The sequence below is a fragment of the Dyella acidiphila genome (assembly GCF_014863405.1).
Lineage (GTDB): Bacteria > Pseudomonadota > Gammaproteobacteria > Xanthomonadales > Rhodanobacteraceae > Dyella_B > Dyella_B acidiphila.
The window spans coordinates 763,421-785,181 of sequence record NZ_JACZZA010000001.1 but is presented as its reverse complement, the minus strand read 5'-3'; the positions used below and the strand labels follow the sequence as shown (position 1 = coordinate 785,181).

Genomic DNA, 21,761 nt, shown 5'->3' with positions numbered 1-21,761 from the left:
GCTAACGATAGGGTGGCTGTGTTGCACACGTTTTTATTGGGAGCAGACATGCGTTCGACAATCGGCACGTCGCGCCTTTACGGCGCACTGGTGTGTGGGCTGCTTACGGCAGCGGGTTCTGGCAGCGCGCTGGCCGACGGCCGCACGTTGACGGCGCAAGATTATGCGCAGGCCGAACGTTTCATGGCCTACAACACCACGCCGCTGGTGGACCACGCGGTGAGCACGGTGCATTGGCTGGACGGCACGCATTTCTGGTACGTCGATCATGACGCCAGCGGCGACCATTACATGCAGATGGATGCTGCCGGCGGTAGCGCATCGCCGCTGCTCGACCAGGCCAAACTCGCCGCCGCCCTGAACAAGGCCGGCGACGCCACGGCAAAAGCCGACAAGCTGCGCGTGAGCGATTACCGCGTGGCCGCCGACGGCCGCGCCGAGATCGAAGTCGGCGCCAAGCATTATCTGTGCGACCTCAAGGACGCGGGCAACTGCACCGCGGTGAAGGAAGGCAAGGAGCCGGGCGTGCTCTCGCCCGACCGCAAGCAGGAAGCCTTTATCCGCAACTGGAACCTGTGGGTGCGCGATGTCGCCACCGGCAAGGAAACCCAGCTCACCACCGACGGCGTGGAAAATTTCGGCTACGCCACCGACAACGCCGGCTGGAAGCACACCGACAACGCCATCCTGGAGTGGTCGCCCGATTCGAAGCAGATCGCGACTTTCCAGCAGGACCAGCGCCAGGACGGCGACATGTACCTGGTCACCACGCGCGCCGGCCATCCGGAGCTGCAGTCGTGGAAATATCCGCTGCCGGGCGATCAGCACGTCAGCATGATCGAGCGCGTGATCGTCGACGTGCCGATGCACAAGCTGGTGCGCCTGAAGATGCCGGCCGACCAGCATCGCTCCAGCCTGTGCGATGACGTGAGCTGTGGCGAGGACGGCGGCTGGGACGATGTGAAGTGGGCGACGGACGGCAAGACGCTGGCCTTCGTCTCCACCTCGCGCGACCACAAGCACGAAACCTTCCGCAACGCCGACGCCAAGACCGGCGCCGTGCGCACCGTGTTCCACGAAGACGTGCCGACCTACTACGAAAGCGGCAACGGCATGGTGAACTGGCGCTACCTGCCGGATACGCATGAAGCGATCTGGTTCAGCGAGCGCAACAACTGGGGCAACCTGTATCTCTACGACCTGAGTAACGGCCAGCTCAAGCACGCGATCACCAACGGCGAAGGCAATGTCACCGAAGTGCTGAAGGTGGATGCCAAGACGCGCACCGTGTGGTTCCGCGGCGTAGGCCGCACGCCGGGCGTGAATCCCTATTACGAGCAGTTCTGGAAGGTGAGCCTGGACGGCGGCGAGCCGGTGTTGTTGACGCCGGAACCGGCCGATCACCGCATCACCCTGTCCGACGACGGCAAGTACTTCGTCGACAGCTATTCCACCACCACCACCGCACCGGTCACGGTGCTGCGCGATGCCGGCGACGGCCACACTGTCGCGACGGTGGCCAAGGCCGATGTGTCGCGCCTGGTCGCCACCGGCTGGCAGCCGCCGGAACCGTTCACGGTGAAGGCGCGCGACGGCAAGACCGAACTGTACGGCCTGATGTTCAAGCCCACGCATTTCGATCCGCAGAAGAAATATCCGGTGGTCGACTACATCTATCCGGGACCGCAGACCGGTTCGGTGTTCACCTTCGGCTTCCTGCCTTCGCACGGCGACAACCAGTCGCTCGCCGAGCTGGGCTTTGTGGTGGTGGCGATCAACGGCATGGGTACGCCGTGGCGTTCCAAGGCCTTCCACGATGAGTGGTTCGGCCAGATGGGCGACAACACGCTGCCCGACCAGGTGACGGCGATCAAGCAGCTGGGCCAGCGCTATCCGTGGATCGATCTGGACCGCGTCGGCATCTGGGGCCATTCCGGCGGCGGCAATGCCACCGCGGATGCGATGTTCACCTATACGGACTTCTTCAAGGTCGGCTGGGCCGAAAGCGGCAATCACGACAACCGCATCTACGAAGACGACTGGGCCGAGAAGTGGCAGGGCCTGCTCACCGTCAACAAAGACGGCACCACCAGCTACGACAACCAGGCCAACCAGCTGATCGCCAAGAACCTCAAGGGCAAGCTGATGCTGGTGCACGGTTCGATCGACGACAACGTACCGCCGTACAGCACCTTGCTGGTGGTGAATGCGCTGATCAAGGCGAACAAGGACTTCGACATGTTGTTCCTGCCCAACGAGCATCACGGCTATGCGGACGATACGCCGTATGTCACCCGTCGCCGCTGGGACTACTTCGTGCATAACCTCGCCGGCGACACGCCGCCGAAGGAATACGCGCTCAAGCCCTGGCCCTGGCGCTGAGCCGCGTGCTTCCGCGCGCAGCAATACGGCTCTTGAGCGTGTTGCTGCCCGCGGTGGCGATGCCGGCATGGTGCGCCACGCCGACGCCCGCGATTACGGCATCTTTTGCAAGCTTCTGGACCGCTGCGCAAGGGCAACCCTTTGCGCAGCAACTGCAGGCCTGGGATCGCGCGGTCGAAGACCCGCAGCGCAGCCTGTATGCCTCGGTGGTATGGGAAACGGCGCTGCATCCGGATTGGCGGCAGACCAGGCAGCGCCTGTTGCAGCAGCGTTTCGCCGAGTATCCGGGCATCGCTCGCGGGCTTCCTGCTGAAGCGGCGGCCTTGCAGCACATGCTGGAGCAGACCCTGCCGCGCTTTCGCCAATGGTTTCCGGATGCCGACGCCAAGCCGCCTGTCTATCTGTTGCTGGCGCCGAACTTCGATGCAAAAAGCGGTGTGCTCGCCGACGGCAGTCCGGTGCTGGCGTTTGCCGTAGACAGCCTGGCGCTGGAACAGGCACAGCTCGATATCGTGGTGCCGCACGAGCTGTTCCATCTTTATCACGCCCGGCACCGAGGCTTTCGCAACGATGGCGTGATGCCGGATGTGCCGCTGACCATTCCGCTGTTCGAGGAAGGTCTGGCTACCTACGTCAGCAGCCAGCTTTCAAGCGGGCACGACGACGGCGAGCTGCTGCTGCAGGCGGAGCTCGGCACGCTGCCGGCCAGTCGCCTGCCGGAGATTGCGCGACGCTTCCTGGCCGATGCGCGCGCGCAGGCAATCGATCCTGCGCATCCGGAAGTCTTCAAGCGTTGGTTCAATGCCGCCAGACAGCCGTATCAGCAAGGCCTGCCCAACCGCAGCGGCTACTGGCTCGGCCTGCAGGTGATCCGTTATCTGCGCCGGCACAACAGCCTTGCACGTATCGCCGCCTGGACGCCCGCGCAGGCCGATACGCAGGTGATGGCTGCGCTGCGCAGCTTGGCGGCGGCCGACGCGTCAGGCTGAGCGCGTCGCGATCACTGGCGGCACCGCGGCCGCGCGCAAGGCCGGTCCCAGCACGGCCAGCTGGCCCAGCAGCCATAGCGACAACGCGCAGGCGAGCGGATAAGCCGGCGGCAACCGCGCCTGTTCGTAGTACTCCATCAGGGCGAGGTTGAGCGCATAGGCCAGCACCGCACCCACCACGATGCCAGCGCTGACGATCAGCAGATTCTCGCCCTGGAAGTAGCGCAGGATATCGGTGCGCGTGGCGCCCAGCGCACGGCGTACGCCGATACTGCGCCGCCGCTGCTGCACCCAGAAATTGGCCAGCCCGCCAATGCCGATCGCGGTTACCGCAAACAGCCCCAGCGCCGCCGCCACCAGCAGGCTGATCATGGTGCGGTTGTGCTGGAAATACTGCGCACGCAGCTGCGTGAAGGTTTGCGCGTGCTGCAGGATGCGATTTTCATCCAGCCGGTTGAGCACGCTGGCTGCTTGCTTGAGCACGCGCTCGCGTTCCTGCGGTGCGGTGCGCAGTACATAAATGATTTCGTTGGTGTCGGGCAGCATCGGGAACAGCGTGGCGTAATCGTTGCTGTCGTCTTCGTGCGTATGCGGGCGGGTCAGCCGATCGACCACGCCGACGATGCGCGTCGGCCCGTCGCCGGCATAGATGGTCTTGCCCAGCGGATCCTGGCCCGGAAACAGCTTCTGGCCCAATGCGCGCGTCACGATCGCGGCAGAGACGTGATCGATGCCGGCCCAGTCGTGCGCGCTGTCGAGCGGGATGTATTCGTCAGGCAGAAAATGGCGGCCTTCGATCAGATGCAGGCCAAGCGTGGCCAGTTCGTCCTGCGTACCGTTGAAGGCGGTGGCGCTGGTGATGGCGGTGCCATCTTTCGACAGCGCGATGCCATTGCTCCAGTCGTTGCGGTTGAACGGCAGCGCGTCGATGGCGGCCACCGACGTCACGCCGGGAATCGCCCGCAATGCCGCCAGGTCGGTGGTGTGGCGTACCAGCGGCTGCGCGTTTTGATCCAGATCGCTGCTCTCGATCATCACCAGCTCGTCTTCGGCCACGCCGCTGGGCTGATGCAGCTGTTCGCTGCGATGGATGATCATGAAGGCGACATTGCAGACGATGGCGCAGGTCAGGCTTACCTGCAGCACCAGCAGCAAGGCGGTGAGCTTGTGGCGGCTGAGGCTGGCGATGACGGGCGGAAGCGACATGCGGGGCCTCATTGGGTTTTCAGTTGCAAGGCAGGGGTGATATTGCAGGCACGCCAGGCCGGCAGCAGGCCAGCCAGCACACTGCTCGATACCGCGAGGGCGAAGGTGCCGGCCAGCATTGCCGGATCCATTTGCGCCAATTGCGCATAGCCGTCCGGCCGCTGGCGCACGCTCCACAAACCCAATTCGGCCAGCAGCACGCCCAGCACGCCGCCGGCCACACCGATCACGGCCGCTTCCACGCCGAGCTGCAGGAACAGATCGCGCCGCCGTGCACCGAGCGCGCGGCGCACACTGAGTTCGCCACTGCGACGCAAGAATTTGGCCAGCAGCAAGCCGACGATATTCACCGTGCAGACGCCGAGAAAACCCAGCGCGAGCCACAGCTGCAGACGCAGGTCGTCAGGAATCACGTGCTGGTAGCTGAGCCAGTCCATCAAGGCATACAGGCGCGGATCCACCGGGCGCGGAAACCGGCCGTGTGCCTGCTGCTCGCGCCAGTAGTCGGCGAGAAAATCGCGATAGGTCTGCACACTGGCCGGGTTGCTCAGCTGCACCCAGAACTGCAGCCAGCTGCAATGGTCGCTGCTGCGCGCATCGCCGCCGCTGCTCCAGCAAGAGAGCTGGCCGTCGACGTCGAATTTCAATTCCATCGCTGTCTGCAGCGGCAGGAAAAACTGGTCCGTGCGTCCGAACGAGCGCTCGTCGATCGAGGCATAGAACGTAGGCTGCGGCTGCCAGTGATCCAGCACGCCGATCACCCGGAAGTCGACGTTCTTCAGGCGCACGCTGCGGCCGATGGCCGGGGCGCTGCCGAATAGTTTCTGGCTGAGCGTGGCGTTGAGCACGACCACGCGTGCGTGCGCTTCATCGTCGTCGTGGGTCCAGCCGCGTCCGGCCAGGAACGGCGTGTCGAACATCGGAAAGAAATCGGCGGTGACGTAGTGTCCGCGTTCGAAGAAGGGATGCTGGGCGGCATTCTCCGGATGCACCGGCAACGGACCTGCGGCCATCGCGGCCTGGCGTTCGGCGCGCGCGGCATGCAGCAGGTACATCGCATCCGGCCAGGTCAGGTCGTCGTCCGGCGTGGCGCGCTTGGGCAGGTTTTCGTGTGCGGGCTTGGCGTCGATGACCGGCACGTACAAATGTTGGCTGCGCCCCGGCAGCGGATCGCCGGACATCACATGCAACACGGTGATCATGGTCATGCTGGCGCCGATGCCCAGGCCGATGGCGAGGATCATCAGCGTGGTGATGATCCGGTTGCGCTTCAGGCCATGGATCGCCAGCCAAAAGTAGTAGCCGAACATGCGTGGGAACTCCCTCAAAGCGGACGCAAGCGGTCCCGGCGCCTGCATGTCTGCAGGCGTTTGCGTGGTCATCGGTGGGTGATGCGGATCGGAGCGGCTGCGCTCCGATCCGTGCGTTCAGCGCGCTGCGGGTTGAGCCAGGCCCTGGGCGATGGCCTTGTCCAGCACCTTGTCCAGCTCCTGCTCGGCGCGCCGATTTGCGTCCTCTTGCTGGGCCGACAAGGCGGTCTGCTGCTTGGCCAGCGCTTCGGCACGTTTGGACATCTGCGCGGCCTCTTGCTCGAGCTCGCGGTTCTCGCGGCTGATCTCCTGCTCTTCCGCGGTGATGCCGGCAAGTTGGCCAGTGAAGCCGGCTTCGCGTCCTGCCTCTTGCGATGCTTGCGCGGAGGCACGCGCCGCTTCGAGCTGCGCACGCCGGTCGGCGACCTGCGCTTCGCGATTGGCCAGTGCGCCCTGGCGCGCGGCGATGCCGCCTTGCTGGCCGGCCAGCTCACCTTGCTTGCCGGCCAGCTCGCCTTGCGCGCGGGCCATCTCGGCGATCGGTACGTAGGCGCGCTTGGCCTGCTGGATCAGTGCGTCGTCGTGCACGACATAGGCGCGGTTGCCACGGCGGAACCACAGCAGCGGATTGCCGCTGTTGTGCAGGCGCTGTGCGGTGGCCTCATCGGCGTCGCTGCCATTGATCATCACCGTGTCGCCGTCGAACAGCGCGATGCCCTGGCTGGCGTTGGCGGTGGTGTCGATATCGACATGGCGGGCGAAGCCGAAGGCATGGGGCGGGGCCGGCGGTGCTGGCGGAGCCGGGGGCGGCGCAGGCGGCGCCGGTATGGCGGCGGCAGCCAGCGGCGCCACGGGTGCTGGTGCTGCGGGGAGCGCGGGTGCTGCCGGAGGTGCCGGCGGCGCGGGTGGCGCGGTGTAGACAGCATCCTGCACGACGCTCGTCGCCGTGACGCGATAAGGCAGGATGCCGATCACCGCGATCAAGCCCACCAGCAGCCAGCCATGCGTGCGCGGCATCGCGTCGCTCTGCTGCAGCAAGGTCAGCCGGCGCTTGAGGTTCTGGAAGGTCGAGGATGCGCCGGCCAGGCCGGCATGCGGCGGATGCGCCACGCCCAGGCGCAGCAGCAAATGGCCGTAGCTGTGCGGCGCGGCGTGCTGGTGTTGCACGACCTGCGCATCGCAGGCCGCCTCGCGATAGATCGCGTATTCGCGCATCGCCCACACCACCAGCGGATGGAAGAAGAACAGCCGCTGCGCGATCGCCGGTACCCAGCCCAGCCACAGATCGCCGCGATGCAGATGCGCCAGCTCATGCGCCAGCGCCATGCCGAGTTCTTCGGAAGACAGGTTCTGCTGGGCCGGCAACAGCACCAGCGGACGCCACCAGCCGGTGACCTGCGGCGAGGTGATAGCCGCCGAGATGCGCAGATGCGGCACGTGGCGCAAGCCCAGCGCATGTGCCTGCTCGGCGCATAGCAGTTGCAGCGATGCATCGCGCAGCGGCTGCGATGCGCGCACCAGGGCCCGGTTTGCATGCCATTGGCGCAGCGCGAACAACGCCTGCAGCAGCACGCCAAGCAGCCACAGCACGACCAGGCTTCGCTGCCAGGACCAGGCCGGCAGATCTTCCGCGCCATCGTCATTGGCGACCGTCGTCATGACCGCCGACACCCTGGCGCCGGTACCCGTCGCCGGCATGGCGGTATGCGTCACCACTGCCGTGACATGTTGCGCTGGCAGCCAGTGCAGCTCGATCGGCGCGTTCACCGTCATGCCTACGATCAGCTGCGCCGCCACCAGCCACCACAGCATGCAGCGGATCGCCGGCGACAGGCGCGGCACCCAGCGGCTGAGCAGCCACAGTGCGCCGATCAGCACGGTGGCCTGCGCAGCGGCCCAGGCCAGGCGCAGAAAGATGCTGTCGGCGAGATCGAATAAGGTATCCATCTTCAAGGCTCCTTCCGCTGCGATTGCAGTTTCGTCACCAGGGCTTCCAGTTCGGCCAGCTCGTTGTCGCTGACTTCGCCTTTCTCGGCCATCCAGGCCACGAACGGCGAGAGCGAACCGGACAAGGTCTTTTCCACGAACTGCCCCACCGCATTGCGCATCGCCTCGCCGGGACCGGCCGCGGTGTTGTAGCGGTAGACGCCGTCGACCTGGCGGCGCTTGAGAAACGACTTGGCGCGCAGGCGTTCCATCATGGTCAGCACGGTGGAGCGGGCCAGGCCGCGCGACTCGCCAAAACCGGCAGCCACCTCGCCCACCGATGCGCGTTCGTGTTCGGCCAGATATTGCAGGAGCGCCAACTCCTGATCCCCGATGCTTGGCTTGGACATAGACTTGGCACACTCGTGACTACACGTGTAGTCAAGCTACTCCCTGACTACACGTGTAGTCAATAGGTCGTCGGGCCTCGCATAGCCGGGTATGAACTGAACCTCCTTGGCATGACCAACGGCACGGCACCGCACGCAGCTCTTGAGGTCACACAAGCCGTGCATATTTCCAGCACGTTCGGCCTTGAGCCGGCACCTGACTTTCGCGCTTCGGAGACCCCATGACGCCCCAGGAACAACTGCTACTCGACGATTTCCTTCAACGCCTGGCCGCCGTCAGCGGCACGGCCAAGGATGCCCAGGCCGATGCGCTGATTCGCCAGCGCCTGGCCGGCCAGCCCGATGCGCTATACCTGCTGGTGCAGCGCAGCCTGCTGCAGCAGCACGCGCTGGATGCGGCCAAAGCGCAGATCGCGCAACTGCAGGCCCAGATGAACGGCCAGGGCGGCGGCAGCTTCCTCGGTGGCCAGCAGCAGGGCTGGGGCTCCGCACCACCGCCGATGCCGCCTGCGCAGGCCGCCGCGCCGAGTTGGCGCGAGCGTCTGTTCGGTGGCGCTCCGGCTGCGCCGCAGAGCGCCGCGCCCAGCTTCCTTGCCAGCGCCGCCACTACAGCGGCGGGTGTGGCCGGCGGCATGTTTCTGTTCAATGGCATCGAAGATCTGCTGGGCCACCACGGCGGCGGCGGATTCTTCGGCGGCGGCCAGCCGGAAGTGATCGAGAACGTCACCGAGAACAATTTCTTCGACGACGGCAATCTTTCCAACGGCGGCGGCGGCGGCGGCGGCGGTGGTGGTGGTGGTGATTTTTCCTCCACCGGCTTCGATGACGCCAACTTCGACGGCAATTTCGACGACGACAGCAGCAGCTGGACGTGAGCAAATAAAAACGCCCGGATGATCCGGGCGTTTTTGCATGGATCGCGGGCTGGATTGCCCCGGATCAAAGTTCCTTGCTGAAGAAAATGCGGCTGGTGCCGGGCGGGTCGCTGGGAAACTGGCCGTATTCGCGCCAGCCGTGTTTTTTGTAGAACTCCGGCGCCTGAAAATTATTGGTATGCAACAGCCCGGTGCGGCAGCCGCGCCGCCGTCCTTCGTCTTCCGCCATCTGCAATAGCCGGCTGCCCAGCCCCTGGCCGCGCATCGACGCGGGCAGGAAGAACACGTCGATAAACAGCACGCCGCGCGAAGTACGGCCGTTCAGGCCGCCCGCTACTTGTCCGGTCGCCGGATCTTTTACCAGTAACGCGATCACGCGCCGGTCGTCGATGCCGCTGGCCGCCAGATTGAAGGCATCCAGACCGCGCCGGATCGCTTCCAGTTCGCCGGCTTCCGGCTCATCGGTGAGCACGATCTGCGGCGCGTCCATCGATCAGAACGCCATGTCGAACGACACTTCGCCCTGCACGCCAACCTGGTAAGCCGAAACGCGACGCTCGAAGAAGTTGGTCACTTCCTGCACGTCCTGCAGATCCATGAAGTCGAACGGATTCTTGGCGCCGTATTTCTTCGGCAGATCGAGCTGGACCAGGCGCTGATCCGCGCAGTATTCCAGGTACTGGCGCATGTCCTTGACCGACAGGCCGGCCACGCCGCCGGACAACACGTCCTCGGCGAACTGTGTTTCGCAGGCGATGGCTTCTTCCAGCATCGCTTCCACCTGCGTACGCATCTCCTCGTCGAACAGCTCCGGCTCCTGCGCACGCACTTTGCGCACCACTTCGAAGGCGAACGCCATGTGGCCCGACTCGTCGCGGAACACCCAGTTGGTGCCCGACGCCAGGCCGTGCAGCAGGCCGCGCGAGCGCAGGAAGTACACGTAGGCGAACGCGGCGAAGAAGAACAGGCCTTCGATGCAGGCGGCGAAGCAGATCAGGTTGAGCAGGAACTGCCGGCGCTGTTCGCGCGTTTCCAGGCGCTGCAGGTTCTGGATGGAATCGATCCACTTGAAGCAGAACGCGCCCTTCTGGCGGATCGAGGGAATGTTTTCCAGTGCCGAGAACGCCTTGTTGCGCTCGTTCGGATCAGGGATATAGGTATCGAGCAGGGTGAGGTAGAACTGCACATGCAGCGCTTCCTCGTACAGCTGGCGCGACAGGTACATGCGCGCTTCCGGCGCATTGATGTGCTGGTACAGGTTCAGCACCAGATTGTTGGCCACGATGGTGTCGCCGGTGGCGAAGAAGGCGACCAGGCGATGGATCAGATGGCGGTCCGCATCACTCATCTTCGACTTCAGGTCGGTAACGTCCAGCGAAAAATCCACTTCCTCCACCGTCCAGGTGTTCTTGATCGCGTTGCGATACATCTCGTAGAACTCGGGGTAGCGCATCGGGCGCAGGGTGAGTTCGAAACCGGGGTCGAGGATGTGGTGGTTGTTTGAGCTGCTCGACATGATGTCCTCGATTTATGGCGTGTAGGAAGTCACTGGGTCCCGACCTGCACCGGGATGACAGAGCTGGAGGGCGCGGAACGATGTGCCGGCGCACCTGGAACTGTGACGATCGAGATTCGCCGTTTGCTCGGTCAGTAGCATGCGTTCACGACAGCCTTGCGTTTATATGCTCGCCACCAAGCGAAATGGAACTTTGTATGTGGGTGTTACATCTGACCTGGTACAGCGTATCTGGCAGCATCAGAGTGGTGCGATCGGGGGTTTTACGAGATTGCATGCGGTGCATCAGCTGGTTTGGTATGAAGCGCATGACACGATGGAGTCGGCAATAAGACGAGAGAAGTTGCTAAAGAAATGGCATCGGGATTGGAAGCTCAATCTGATTGAAAGCAGCAATCCCTACTGGCATGACCTTTTTCAAACTCTCCTCTAACTTCCCGCCACCCTTGTGATCCACCATCCCGTCACCCCGGCGAAGGCCGGGGCCCAGAGACTTTGCCGTTCAGTGCTCAAGTCACTAGGCCCCGGCCTTCGCCGGGGTGACGGGATGTGTGCGCTTACTGACAAGCCTCGCAATACTCCGGATTCTCCAGCGAACAGAACACCGCCGCCGTCGCCTGTTCCTGGTCCACCACCGGTGCCGCTTTGTCGGCCGGTGCGGCCGTTACGGTGGTCTTGGCGATCTTGGTTGCCGGACGCGAACGCAGGTAATAGGTGGTCTTCACCCCGGCCTTCCACGCGTACATGTACATGGAGCTGAGCTGGCCGATGTTCGGGTTTTCCATGAACAGGTTCAGCGACTGGCTCTGGTCGATGTACGCACCGCGTGCGGCGGCCAGCTCGATCAGTGCTTTCTGCGGCAGCTCCCACACAGTGCGGTAGATCGAGCGCAGGCGTTCCGGAATGGCGGCGATGCCCTGGATCGAACCTTCCGCCAGCTTGATCGCATCGCGGACTTCCGACGTCCACAGGCCCAGCGATTTCAGTTCTTCCACCAGGTAGCGATTCACCACCAGGAAGTCACCCGACAGCGTCTCGCGCTTGAACAGGTTGCTGACCTGCGGCTCGATGCACTCGTAGCAGCCGGCGATGGAGGCGATGGTGGCGGTGGGCGCGATCGCGATCAGCAGCGAATTGCGCAGGCCGTTGGCCTTGATCGATTCGCGCAGCGCATCCCAGCGTGCACGGTCGTTCGGCTTGGCATTGGACCAGTAATCGAACTGCAGTTCGCCATTGGCCGCGCGGCTTTCGGCAAAGCCCGGATGCGGACCGTGCTGTTCGGCCAGCGCATTGGACTGCGACAGCGCGTTGAAGTAGATCTCCTCGGCGATGCGCGTGGACAGTTCCAGCGCCTCGGTCGAGTCGAAGGGCAGGCGCAGCTTGAAGAACACGTCCTGCAAGCCCATCACACCCAGGCCCACCGGACGCCACTTGCGGTTGGCGGTGGCGGCGGTGTCGATCGGATAGAAGTTCAGGTCGATCACGCGGTCCAGCTGGCGTACCGCGGTGCGCACGGTGTTGGCGAGCTTGGCGAAATCGAAGGCGCCGTCGATCACATGGCGCGCCAGGTTGACCGAACCGAGGTTGCACACGGCGGTTTCGCCGGCATTGGTCACTTCCAGAATCTCGGTGCAGAGATTGGAGAGGTGGATGACGTTCTCGGCCTTGGCGGTCTGGTTGCTGGTGGCGTTGCTGCGATCCTTGAAGGTCATCCAGCCGTTGCCGGTCTGCGCCAGCGTGCGCAGCATGCGTGCATACAGCTCGCGCGCCTTCACCGTCTTCACGGCCAGGCCATCGGCCTCGGCCTGGTGATAGGCACGGTCGAACGTCTCGCCCCAGCTGTCGACGAAGTGCGGCACGATCTTGGGATCGAACAGCGACCAGTTGCCGTCGTGCTCCACGCGGCGCATGAATTCGTCGGGAATCCAGTTGGCCAGGTTGAGGTTGTGCGTACGGCGTGCTTCGTCGCCGGTGTTGTCGCGCAGTTCGAGGAATTCCTCGATATCCGCATGCCACGGCTCCAGGTACACGCAGGCTGCGCCCTTGCGCTTGCCGCCCTGATTCACCGCGGCGACCGAGGCGTCCAGCGTCTTCAGCCACGGCACCAGGCCGTTGGAATGGCCGTTGGTGCCCTTGATCAGCGAGCCGCGCGAACGCACGCGCGAATAAGCCAGGCCGATGCCGCCGGCGAACTTGCTGAGCTTGGCCACGTCGCCGTACTTCTCGTAGATCGATTCCAGCGAATCGGTCGGCGAGTCGAGCAGGAAGCAGGAGCTGAGCTGTTCATGCGCGGTGCCGGCATTGAACAGGGTGGGCGAGCTGGCGATGTATTCCAGCGAGGAGAGCAGGCGATACAGCTCCAGCGTCTCGCCGATGTCGCCGCCGCCCAGCGCGCAGGCGATGCGCATGAAGAAATACTGCGGCGTCTCGATCACCTTGCGCAGCTGCGGATGGCGCAGCAAGTAGCGGTCGTACACGGTGCGCAGGCCGAAGTATTCGAAGCGGCGCGTGGCATGCGGATCGATCGCATCGTTGAGCTTGCGCGAATTCGCCGCGACGAAGTCGCGCAGACGTGCGTTGGCGATGCCGAGCTCGGCGCCGCGGGCGATCGATTGCGAGAAGCTCTGGATTTCCTGCCCGCTCACTTCCTTGTCGATAAAGGCGCCGAGCAGGCGTGCAGCTAGCTGGCCGTATTCGGGCTCTTCGGCGGTGAGTGCGGCGGCGGTGCGGATCGAGAGCTGATCCAGCTCCTGCGTGCTGGCGCCGTCGTAGAGGCCGCCGATGGTCTTCAGCGCCACGCGCAGCGGATCCACCGCGTGCAGGCCTTCGGCGCTGCGTGTCACCGCGCGCACGATCTTGTTGACGTCGACAATCTCCTGGCCGCCGTTGCGCTTGGTCACGCGCATCTGGCCGGGGTTGTGCGGCGGAGTAAGGGCAAACGGTGCTTCGGCGGTAGCGGACATTGTTACGTGGCTGGCAGTGGTGGACGGATCGGCGTCGGCGGAAAAGACGGACGACTCCGCGCGGGCGTCGCTGCGCTCGCGCGATTCGGTATCGATAGGTTGCATGGCAGGCACTCCAGGCTGTGGAACCTGTCCGGGCCGGACTTCTCGGGTCCGGTTCGTACGGGACAGGCTCACGATCTCAACCGCCTGCTCCCGCGCGCAGGGCTGATGTGGCGGTCGCCGCGGCCGATCACATGACACGAGAGACTGACGTCCGCGTCATGCGACTCCTCCCCGCGGAGGCTGTCACGTTCGGCATCACACTCCGGCGATACCGTGTCGGCAGGTCTTCGGACTTGCGGACTTGGGCCTCGCGACCCGCCTAATCGCCCTGCTTCCCGGCCCCAGAGCCAGTGCACGATGGGCTTTCGTTTCCGCTTACCGCTGCGGGGCAGTTCCGGCTTCGCACCGGATTCCCTCAAGCCACTGATTCGAATTAGTTCGACTGTGGCGACCGACGGGACACAACATATCGGGGTAACGTGGCCCGGTCAACCCAATAATTTGTGGATAAGCCGGTGGATAAGCGGCACGAAGCCCGCCCCGATGCGGGCTGCGGGAATTTCGTGATTTCCGCGCATCGGCCCGATTACGCAATCACCGAAATGGCGATCGCCAGCCACATCAGGGCCATGCCTGCGGCGAAGGTGCGGCGGGCCGGCACGATCCGCTCGCAGCCGTCCTCGGCGACCGGGGTGGTGATCAGCCAGATCGTCGAGCCCAGGGCCAGGAAGCTGAGAAAGACCAGGCCGACCACCAGGCTGTCGGCCCAGCCCCAGTGCGCCGGTTCGTGGATGCCCCAATAGCCGAGAAAGGCCATGCCCATGGCCGACAGGGTGGCGGAGGCGGAGCAAAGCCCGACGACCGAACCAGTAGGTGCGCGCATGCCAGCCCCCGAGCGAGGAACGTAGGTTGGGTTAGCGCAGCGTAACCCAACGCCGCCAAGCCAATCCGATGAAGTCGATCGGGCCGCACCGGATCCAAGTCCGGAGTAACCAAGCCGCGCCCGCACAATTATTGGCGGTGCTGCAGCCGGCTACGCGGGTCGCGAAATGCGATCAGGGTGGCCACCAGGCCGCACAAGGCGGCAAACGACAGCCACAACCCCGGCGCCGCCTTGTTGCCGGTGGTATGAATCAGCCACTGCGAGATCGCCAGGCTGGAGCCACCCACCGTGGTGGCCAGGCTGTAGGCCAGTGAGAAGCCGGTGGTGCGCACGTCCGCCGGCATGATCTCGGTCAGCGCCACCACCATCGCGCTGTTGTAGCTGGCATAGATAAAGGACAGCCACAGCTCCACGCACAGCAGCTTGCCGAAATCCGGCGCGGCAACCAGCCAGTGCAAGACCGGATAGGCGCTGAGCAAGGCCAGCGCGGTGCAGGCCAGCAGCAAGAGGCGGCGCCCGATGCGGTCCGACAGCGTGCCCATCAGCGGCAGCCAGACGAAGTTCGACACGCCCACGCACAGCGTCACCACGAACACATCGACCTGCGACAGCTTCAGCACTTCGCCGCCGAAGGTCGGCGTGTAGGCGGTGATCAGATAGAACGACACCGTGGTCATCATCACCATCGCCATGCCCACCAGCACGACGCGTGCGTTGGCCAGCATGGAGCGATAGATCTCGCTGACGCTCGGCCGGTGCCGGGCAAGAAAGGCTTCGGTTTCCTGCAGCGAGCGGCGGATCAGGAACAGGAACGGCACGATCACGCAGCCGATCAGGAACGGTATGCGCCAGCCCCAGTCGGTCATCGCCTGCGGCGGCAGCCAGTACTGCAGCAGCAGGCCGAGCAGGGCGGCGAATACCACCGCCACCTGCTGGCTGGCCGATTGCCAGGCGCAATAAAAGCCGCGATGCCCGGGCGTGGCGATTTCGGCGAGATACACCGATACGCCGCCCAGCTCCACCCCGGCGGAAAAGCCCTGCAGCAGGCGGCCGGCCACCACCAGCACGGGCGCCAGGACGCCGATCGCGGCATAGCTGGGCACGGCGGCGACCAGCAAGGTGCCGACCGCCATCAGGCCCAGGGTAAGGATCAGGCCGCGGCGGCGTCCGTGGTGATCGATATAGGCGCCGAGCACGATTGCGCCCACCGGCCGCATCACGAAGCCTGCTGCAAACGCCAGCAGCGTGAGCAGCAGCGAGGCATAGGCGCTGTGGCTGGGGAAATACGCTTTGGCGATCGCCGGCGCGTAGTAGCCGTACACCATGAAGTCGTACATCTCCAGGAAATTGCCGCTGACGACGCGGATGATTGCCTTGAAGCTGTCGCTACGGGAGCGGGGTGTTGCGGTGTGCGTCATCGGTAAATCCTTGCAGCCGTCACGCGGGCGCGACCTTATCCATCACGTGCGAGCCTGATCCTGCGCCGTAAGCATGTCGGCAAACGTATGTGCGAAGCGATGCACATCGCCCGGCCAGCGCGCGGACAGGTAATTGCCGTCGCGCACGATGAAGGCCGGCCGTTCGTCGCGGTCGCGGTCGCGCACCATGCCGGAGGTCTTGTGCCATTGCTGCGGCGCGTTGGCGGGCACATCGAGAAAATCGTCGGGGGAAGCCAGTACGCGCGTCACTTCCTGCTGCACCGACATGTAGCCGGGCGCCTGTCCGGGCTGTTCGCGATAGGTGCGGTAGTAGTGTGGATCCCAGAAGCGCGTGATGCGCGTCAGCGACCACGCCGACTTTTCCAGGGCCCAGGTGAGGCCGGTAGTGCGGCGCTGATACAGCACCGAGCGGCCATCGGCGCGCCGGCTGCGCGCGGCCAGCAGCACGCCATGGCAGATTGCCGCCACCGGTTTGCCGGCCTCGAAGCAGGCGGCGACTTGCGCCTGCAGCAGCCCGCTTTCCAGATAGCTGCGCATGCCGCGCGCGCAGTGGCCGCCAGGCAGCAGCAGCGCGTCGTAGGCATGGGCGTCGAGTGCATCCCAGCGCAGCGGTGCACGGAATGCCGGGTCCTGCACCAGCGCGGCGTGCGCGCGCCGTGCATCGCGGTTTGCGCGCAGCAGCAGGCCGAACACGCGCAGCTGGCGCAATCCCGGGATCCAACCCCATGGATCGAGCCCGATGCCGCTGAGCATGATCGGATCGGCGCTGGCGACATCGCCATCGGGCGTGGCAAACACCACGCGATGCCCGGCTTGCGTCAGCACACGCCATGGCACGGCGACCTCGCTGGGGTCGTAGTCCAGATGCGGTAGCGGGATCAGGACCCTGGCCATGTGTCGGCGCTTACATGCTTACGTCGATTTCGATCGGATAGTCGATCGAACCGGATGTCTTGGGCGGCGCAGGGAATATCCATAGCGAGAACTGCCCGGCCAGGCAGCGCGCCACCGGCGTGGGCGAACGCACTTCCACCTTCAGCGGGTGGCCGTCGGGCGTGATGTCGGCGACCAGGGTGAACGGCGATTTGTCCGCTGGCGCGTTGCTGGTGATGCAGCCGCGCAGGGTGTCGATCATCGGCTGGCGGGTCTTGTTCCAGAACTGCTTCTGGTAGGCCGGGCCGCCGTCCGTGGTTTCCAATTGCTTGGCGCGCTGCACACGCTCGGCGAAGGTGTCGCCGGCAGCGGCAGGCTGGGCGCCGGCCAACAGCGCAAGGGCGATTACGGTCAGCATGGGCTAGTCCACGGTCGAGGAGTAGCGACACCGTAGCAGCAGCGGCGGCGCAGCGTGAAGCGGCTTATTCCGGCCGGTGCGGCAGGGCCAGGTATTCCTCGCTCTGCATCTCGATCAGGCGCGACTCGGTGCGGCCGAATTCCGCGCGCAGCCGTTCGCCGTCGTAGAGCTCGGTGATCGGCGCGCCGGCGGACAGGATCAGCTTGACGTGGCGGTCGTAGAACTCGTCCACCAGCTGGATAAAGCGCTTGGCCGGATCTTCGCTGTAGATGGTGAACTGCGGCACGTTGGAAACGATCACCGCCGGGCCGGCCTTGGCCAGCGCGATGTAGTCGGCCACCGCGCGCGGACCGTCGCACAGCGCCGGAAAATCGAACCACAGGATATTGTCGGCACGCTTGCGCACCGGAATCGGCCGGTCGTTGATGATCAGCTCGCCGCCGTCGATCACCTCGCCCTGCGCCTGGCTGGCGAAGATGCGCGCCAGCTCGCGTTCGGCCTCGGCACCCGGCGGCGTGTGATACACCGGCGCATGTGTGAGCGCGCGCAGCCGCCAGTCGTGCGAGGAAATCATTTCCACCACGTGGCAGTGCGCTTCGATCGACGCAATCGCCGGCAAAAAGCGCGCGCGCTGCAGGCCATCCTTATACAGATTGGCAGGCGCGGTGTTCGAGGTGGTGACCAGGGTGACGCCGCGCGCAAACAGCGCAGTCAGCAGATTGGCCAGGATCATCGCATCGCCGATGTCGTTGACCAGGAATTCGTCCAGGCATAGCACGCGGCAGCGCGCCGCGATGCCGGCGGCCACTTCCACCAGCGGATCCTGCCGTTCGCCCAGTTCGCGCAGACGCTCGTGCACCTCGCCCATAAAGCGGTGGTAATGACGGCGCAGCGCCACGCCATGCGGCAGGCTGGCGGCGAACAGATCCATCAGGAAGGTTTTGCCCCGGCCGACGCTGCCCCACAGGTAGAGACCCGGCACAGCCTGACGCTCTTCCGCGCCGAGCAGGGATTTCAGACGGCCGAACAGACTGCTGCCGTTATCCGTCCCGGTGCAGAGCGCGGTCTGCATGCGGTCGAATTCGGGCAGCACGGCGAGCTGCGCGGGATCGGAATTCCAGCGGTGAGCGGTGACGCCTTCCTGGTAGCGCGCGCTGGGGGAGATGTTGGTCATGGGGATGCTTGAACCTTGAAGGCATGCACTCGCCGGCGTATGCATGCGAAAGCACAGCGCGTAGGTTGGGTTAGCGCAGCGTAACCCAACAATGTTTTGCCGCTTTGATGGAGATTTGCTGGGTTACGCTGCGCTAACCCAACCTACGTACGTATTGGATCAGCTGCGTTCGGGCGGCAAGTGATCCTGCACCCAATGCTTCACTGCGCCGCGCAGGTCCATCAGCCGGCGATGGAAGAAATGTCCGGTCTCCGGCATGCGCACCAGTTCGGGCGGTTGTTCGAGGCCGTCGATCCAGTCGAACACCGCCTGCGGTTCGACGATCTCGTCTTCCTCGCCCATCACCACCAGCCAGGGACATTGCGGCAGCGCCAGTGTTTCGTGTTCCCAGCGGCCTACCGGCGGCGCGATGCTGATCAGCGCATCGGCCTGCAGGCGCACGGCATTGCGCAGGGTTACGTAGCTGCCGAACGAAAAGCCGGCCAGCCACAACGCATCGTCGGGGCGCATCTTGCGGACCCAGGCGACGGCGGCCGCCAGGTCTTCGCTTTCGCCAATGCCGTTGTCGTACGCGCCCGCCGATTCGCCGGCGCTGCGGAAATTGAAGCGCAGCGTGTCCAGTCCGGATTCGCGCAGGCTGCGTTCGAGCATGGTCACCACCTTGTTGCGCATGGTGCCGCCGTCCTTGGAATTGGGATGGCAGATCACGGCGGTGCCACGGCGTGCGCCGGGACGTTCGGCGAGGTCGCTGATTGCTTCGAGCGCGCCGGCCGGGCCGGCGAGGGTGAATTCGGCGAGCTGGTCGGGGAACTGGCTCGGAGCGGGGAGGGCGGTGTTAGTCATGCGCAGCATGATAACCGGCTGCCGTACTGCGCGGTTTTGCCGCAGGCTGCACAGACGACAACGCCGCCCGGAGGCGGCGTTGCGGATGCGGCGACGATGCGGCGGCTTACTTGGACTGGTCGACCATCCAGCTCACGGCGGCCTTTACCTGCGCATCGTTCAAGCTCGGATAGTTGCCCTTCGGCGGCATGGTGTTGCCATCCGGGCCGTGATAGCCGTTGATCGCGTGTTCCACCAGCGTATTGATGCCTTCGGCAATGCGCGGCGCCCATGCTTCCTTGCTGCCGAGCTTGGGCGCGCCGAGCACGCCGGCGGTGTGGCAGCTGGTGCAGACGCCGTTGAAGATGGTCTTGCCGTCGGTGGAGCCGCCGAAGGCGACCTGTGCGGCGGCAGCTTTTGCCGCAGCTTCTTGCGCCGCTTCCATCGCGGCGCGGCCGGTGTTGCCGGCATATACGGCGCCATTCGGGGCCAGACTGGCGGAGAGGTGTTGTGCGGCGTTCGGATCGATTTCCTGGGGCTCGTGCTCGTAGATCGTCCAGGCGGTGAAGATCAGTACCAGGGTGAGGACGCCGAGACCGGCGATAAGCAGTGAGAACTGGCGCAGGAAACTCTGATCGGACTTGCTCATGGAACCGCTCACGCAATACTCCAGTCATCTAATGATTAGTCTGGAAAGCCGCCGCGACCCCTCGCAGCTGCCTTGCCGCCCCCCTGGGCGACCATGCGCCGCGGTCCATTGAGCCCCCGCGGACAAGAAGCCCGGAGTATAGACGAAGCTCGCCGAAAGTTTGAAACCCGGTCCGCTGGCCGCTGCAGTCCGCCTCATTAATGTGGAGTGGTATGCAGGCCGCTGCCGTGGACTGATGCAGGCAAGCAGTCATGCTTGCCTGCTACGCTTGCCCATTGGTGTATCCGGCGTCGTGCCGCGAAATGCGCCGGAAACGCGGATTGGTCATTGCGGACCCTGCCATCGGTCATAAGGCACCTATGTCAACCGGCATTGTCCAACCTCGTTGATCCAACCCTATGCTTGCACGCAAGACTTAGGGCCAGTGCGTAAGGCCAGTGCATTGTTTGCACGGCGGGGTCGGGTGGGCCCCCCGTTCTATCTCAGGAGTTTCACATGTCGCGTTTTTGGAAGATCGCGTTGATCGTGATCGCCGTGTTGATAGTGGGTGGGGTTGCATTCCGCTTGCTGCACAAACCCGAGGCCACGGCCGGCTATGCCCATCACCGGGGCGGCCAGGGCAATGGCGAGGGGGCGAAGTCGGATCAGTCGGGCAATGGCACAGGCCAGGACAATGGTCCGGTGCCGGTCACGGTCGAAGCCACGACCAAGCAGAACGTGCCGGTCTATCTCACCGCACTGGGCACGGTGACGGCGCTCAACAATGTCACCATCAATCCGCAGATCGGCGGCCAGCTGTGGACGATCAACTTCAAGGAAGGCCAGTCGGTGAAGAAGGGCGACGTGATCGCCCAGATCGATCCGCGCACCTACCAGGCCGCCTACGACCAGGCCGTGGCCAAGCAGAAGCAGGACGAAGCTTCGCTGGCCACCGCCATCAGCACGCTGGACCGCAACCAGCAGCTGGTGTCCAAGGGCTATGTGGCTGCGCTGAACATCGACACCTACCGCAACAACGTGGCCCAGCTCAAGGCCACCGTGATCGCCGATGAAGCCAGCGCGCGCTCGGCCAAGGTGCAGCTGGATTTCACCAAGATCATTTCGCCGATCGACGGCGTGGCCGGTATCCGCAATGTCGATCCGGGCAACGTGGTCACCACCACCACCTCGATCGTCACGCTCACGCAGATCCAGCCGATCTACGTGATCTTCAGCCTGCCCGAGCAGAATCTGGAATCGGTACGCGATGCGTTCCAGAACGGCGCCAACAAACTGGAAGTGATCGCGCTGGACCGCACCGATGCGCATCCGCTGGATACCACCGGCTTCCTGCAGGTGGTTGATAACCAGATCGACACCGCCACCGGCACCTTCAAGCTGCGCGCGCAGTTCGACAATCCCAACACCAAGCTGTGGCAGGGCCAGTTCGTCAACGTGCAGCTGCGCGTGAAGACGGTCTCCGGCGGCCTGGTGATTCCGTCGCAGGCAGTGCAGCGCGGTCCGGATGGCGACTACGTGTACAAGCTGCAGTCCGACCAGACCGTCGCCATGCAGCCGGTGACGGTGGCCGGCGAAGTCGGCGACAGCCACGTGATGGTCAGCAAGGGTCTGGACGATGGCGACCAGGTGGTTACCGAAGGCCAGTTCCGCCTGAAGCCGGGCAGCAAGGTGAAGGCGCTGAAGCCGGGCGAAGTGCCGGCTGCGCCGGCGCCGTCGGATGCCGACAAGCAGAAGTGGAAGAAACAGGGCGGCGGCCGTCGCGGTAATGGCGGCGGTGGCGGCTGATGCGACCGATGCCTTTCCCTCTCCCTGCCGGGGAGAGGGCAGGGTGAGGGGACAACCTCGCGCGATGTATGCCTTCGTAAAACTAAAAGGTCGAAC

19 protein-coding genes and 1 riboswitch are annotated in these 21,761 nt (G+C 64.6%); of the genes, 5 read left to right on the top strand and 14 right to left on the bottom strand.

From position 1 onward, the window contains the following. The first annotated feature begins 48 nt into the window (after positions 1–48). On the top strand, positions 49–2,382 hold the full coding sequence (locus tag IGX34_RS03555; RefSeq protein ID WP_192554271.1) for a S9 family peptidase: 2,334 nt from the start codon (positions 49–51) through the stop codon (positions 2,380–2,382). A 32-nt stretch (positions 2,383–2,414) separates the two neighbouring features. Beyond that, on the top strand, positions 2,415–3,371 hold the full coding sequence (locus tag IGX34_RS03550; protein ID WP_192554270.1) for a DUF2268 domain-containing putative Zn-dependent protease: 957 nt from the start codon (positions 2,415–2,417) through the stop codon (positions 3,369–3,371). Here the strand turns inward: IGX34_RS03550 and IGX34_RS03545 are convergent. The 4 genes from IGX34_RS03545 to IGX34_RS03530 form a co-directional block, all read right to left on the bottom strand. After that, positions 3,363–4,577 (bottom strand): ABC transporter permease, encoded by a 1,215-nt coding sequence (locus IGX34_RS03545; protein ID WP_192554269.1) that lies wholly within the window; start codon positions 4,575–4,577, stop codon positions 3,363–3,365. The two genes, IGX34_RS03550 and IGX34_RS03545, sit on opposite strands and share 9 nt — an antisense overlap. An 8-nt stretch (positions 4,578–4,585) precedes the next feature. Continuing rightward, a complete protein-coding gene (locus IGX34_RS03540) occupies positions 4,586–5,887 on the bottom strand; it encodes an ABC transporter permease (protein WP_192554268.1) in 1,302 nt (433 codons plus the stop codon). Positions 5,888–6,004: 117 nt separating this feature from the next. Beyond that, positions 6,005–7,834: a M56 family metallopeptidase gene (locus IGX34_RS03535; protein WP_192554267.1), complete on the bottom strand. Its 1,830-nt coding sequence runs from the start codon at positions 7,832–7,834 to the stop codon at positions 6,005–6,007. Positions 7,835–7,836: 2 nt separating this feature from the next. Beyond that, positions 7,837–8,223 (bottom strand): BlaI/MecI/CopY family transcriptional regulator, encoded by a 387-nt coding sequence (locus tag IGX34_RS03530; protein WP_192554266.1) that lies wholly within the window; start codon positions 8,221–8,223, stop codon positions 7,837–7,839. 221 nt (positions 8,224–8,444) lie between these two features. Between IGX34_RS03530 and IGX34_RS03525 the strand changes: the two genes are divergently transcribed. After that, positions 8,445–9,098 carry a DUF2076 domain-containing protein gene (locus IGX34_RS03525; RefSeq protein ID WP_192554265.1) on the top strand — a complete coding sequence of 218 codons (654 nt, stop codon included), beginning with the start codon at positions 8,445–8,447 and terminating at the stop codon, positions 9,096–9,098. 64 nt (positions 9,099–9,162) lie between these two features. Here IGX34_RS03525 and IGX34_RS03520 read toward each other — a convergent pair whose 3' ends face one another. Together IGX34_RS03520 and IGX34_RS03515 are read right to left on the bottom strand one after the other, a co-directional pair. Next, positions 9,163–9,588: a GNAT family N-acetyltransferase gene (locus tag IGX34_RS03520; protein ID WP_192554264.1), complete on the bottom strand. Its 426-nt coding sequence runs from the start codon at positions 9,586–9,588 to the stop codon at positions 9,163–9,165. A 3-nt stretch (positions 9,589–9,591) separates the two neighbouring features. Beyond that, the gene (locus IGX34_RS03515; protein ID WP_192554263.1) at positions 9,592–10,614 is read right to left on the bottom strand and encodes a ribonucleotide-diphosphate reductase subunit beta; all 1,023 of its coding nucleotides are present in this window, start codon (positions 10,612–10,614) and stop codon (positions 9,592–9,594) included. Between the two features lie 139 nt (positions 10,615–10,753). Between IGX34_RS03515 and IGX34_RS03510 the strand changes: the two genes are divergently transcribed. After that, positions 10,754–11,047 (top strand): GIY-YIG nuclease family protein, encoded by a 294-nt coding sequence (locus tag IGX34_RS03510; RefSeq protein ID WP_192554262.1) that lies wholly within the window; start codon positions 10,754–10,756, stop codon positions 11,045–11,047. Between the two features lie 124 nt (positions 11,048–11,171). On the opposite strand, the gene IGX34_RS03505 is transcribed toward IGX34_RS03510, so the two are convergent. From IGX34_RS03505 to IGX34_RS03470, 8 genes are all read right to left on the bottom strand, one after another. After that, entirely contained in the window at positions 11,172–13,682 is a 2,511-nt protein-coding gene (locus IGX34_RS03505) for a ribonucleoside-diphosphate reductase subunit alpha (RefSeq protein ID WP_192554261.1), read from the bottom strand. A 201-nt stretch (positions 13,683–13,883) separates the two neighbouring features. Beyond that, positions 13,884–14,093: riboswitch (cobalamin riboswitch) on the bottom strand. A 115-nt stretch (positions 14,094–14,208) separates the two neighbouring features. Then, complete coding sequence (locus IGX34_RS03500; RefSeq protein WP_192554260.1) at positions 14,209–14,505, bottom strand: hypothetical protein; 297 nt, start codon at positions 14,503–14,505, stop codon at positions 14,209–14,211. A gap of 128 nt (positions 14,506–14,633) precedes the next feature. Continuing rightward, positions 14,634–15,923, bottom strand: coding sequence for an MFS transporter (tcuC, locus tag IGX34_RS03495; RefSeq protein ID WP_192554259.1), 1,290 nt, complete (start codon positions 15,921–15,923; stop codon positions 14,634–14,636). A 42-nt stretch (positions 15,924–15,965) separates the two neighbouring features. Beyond that, positions 15,966–16,838 (bottom strand): type 1 glutamine amidotransferase domain-containing protein, encoded by an 873-nt coding sequence (locus IGX34_RS03490; RefSeq protein ID WP_192554258.1) that lies wholly within the window; start codon positions 16,836–16,838, stop codon positions 15,966–15,968. Between the two features lie 10 nt (positions 16,839–16,848). Beyond that, positions 16,849–17,235 carry a peptidase C13 gene (locus IGX34_RS03485; protein WP_192554257.1) on the bottom strand — a complete coding sequence of 129 codons (387 nt, stop codon included), beginning with the start codon at positions 17,233–17,235 and terminating at the stop codon, positions 16,849–16,851. A gap of 64 nt (positions 17,236–17,299) precedes the next feature. Next, positions 17,300–18,409, bottom strand: coding sequence for a cell division protein ZapE (zapE, locus tag IGX34_RS03480; RefSeq protein ID WP_192554256.1), 1,110 nt, complete (start codon positions 18,407–18,409; stop codon positions 17,300–17,302). Between the two features lie 159 nt (positions 18,410–18,568). Continuing rightward, entirely contained in the window at positions 18,569–19,252 is a 684-nt protein-coding gene (locus tag IGX34_RS03475) for an alpha/beta hydrolase (protein ID WP_192554513.1), read from the bottom strand. A 106-nt stretch (positions 19,253–19,358) separates the two neighbouring features. Beyond that, a complete protein-coding gene (locus IGX34_RS03470; RefSeq protein WP_192554255.1) occupies positions 19,359–19,880 on the bottom strand; it encodes a c-type cytochrome in 522 nt (173 codons plus the stop codon). Between the two features lie 495 nt (positions 19,881–20,375). On the opposite strand from IGX34_RS03470, the gene IGX34_RS03465 reads away from it, so the two are divergent. Continuing rightward, complete coding sequence (locus tag IGX34_RS03465) at positions 20,376–21,665, top strand: efflux RND transporter periplasmic adaptor subunit (protein WP_192554254.1); 1,290 nt, start codon at positions 20,376–20,378, stop codon at positions 21,663–21,665. The last annotated feature ends 96 nt before the right edge of the window (positions 21,666–21,761 follow it).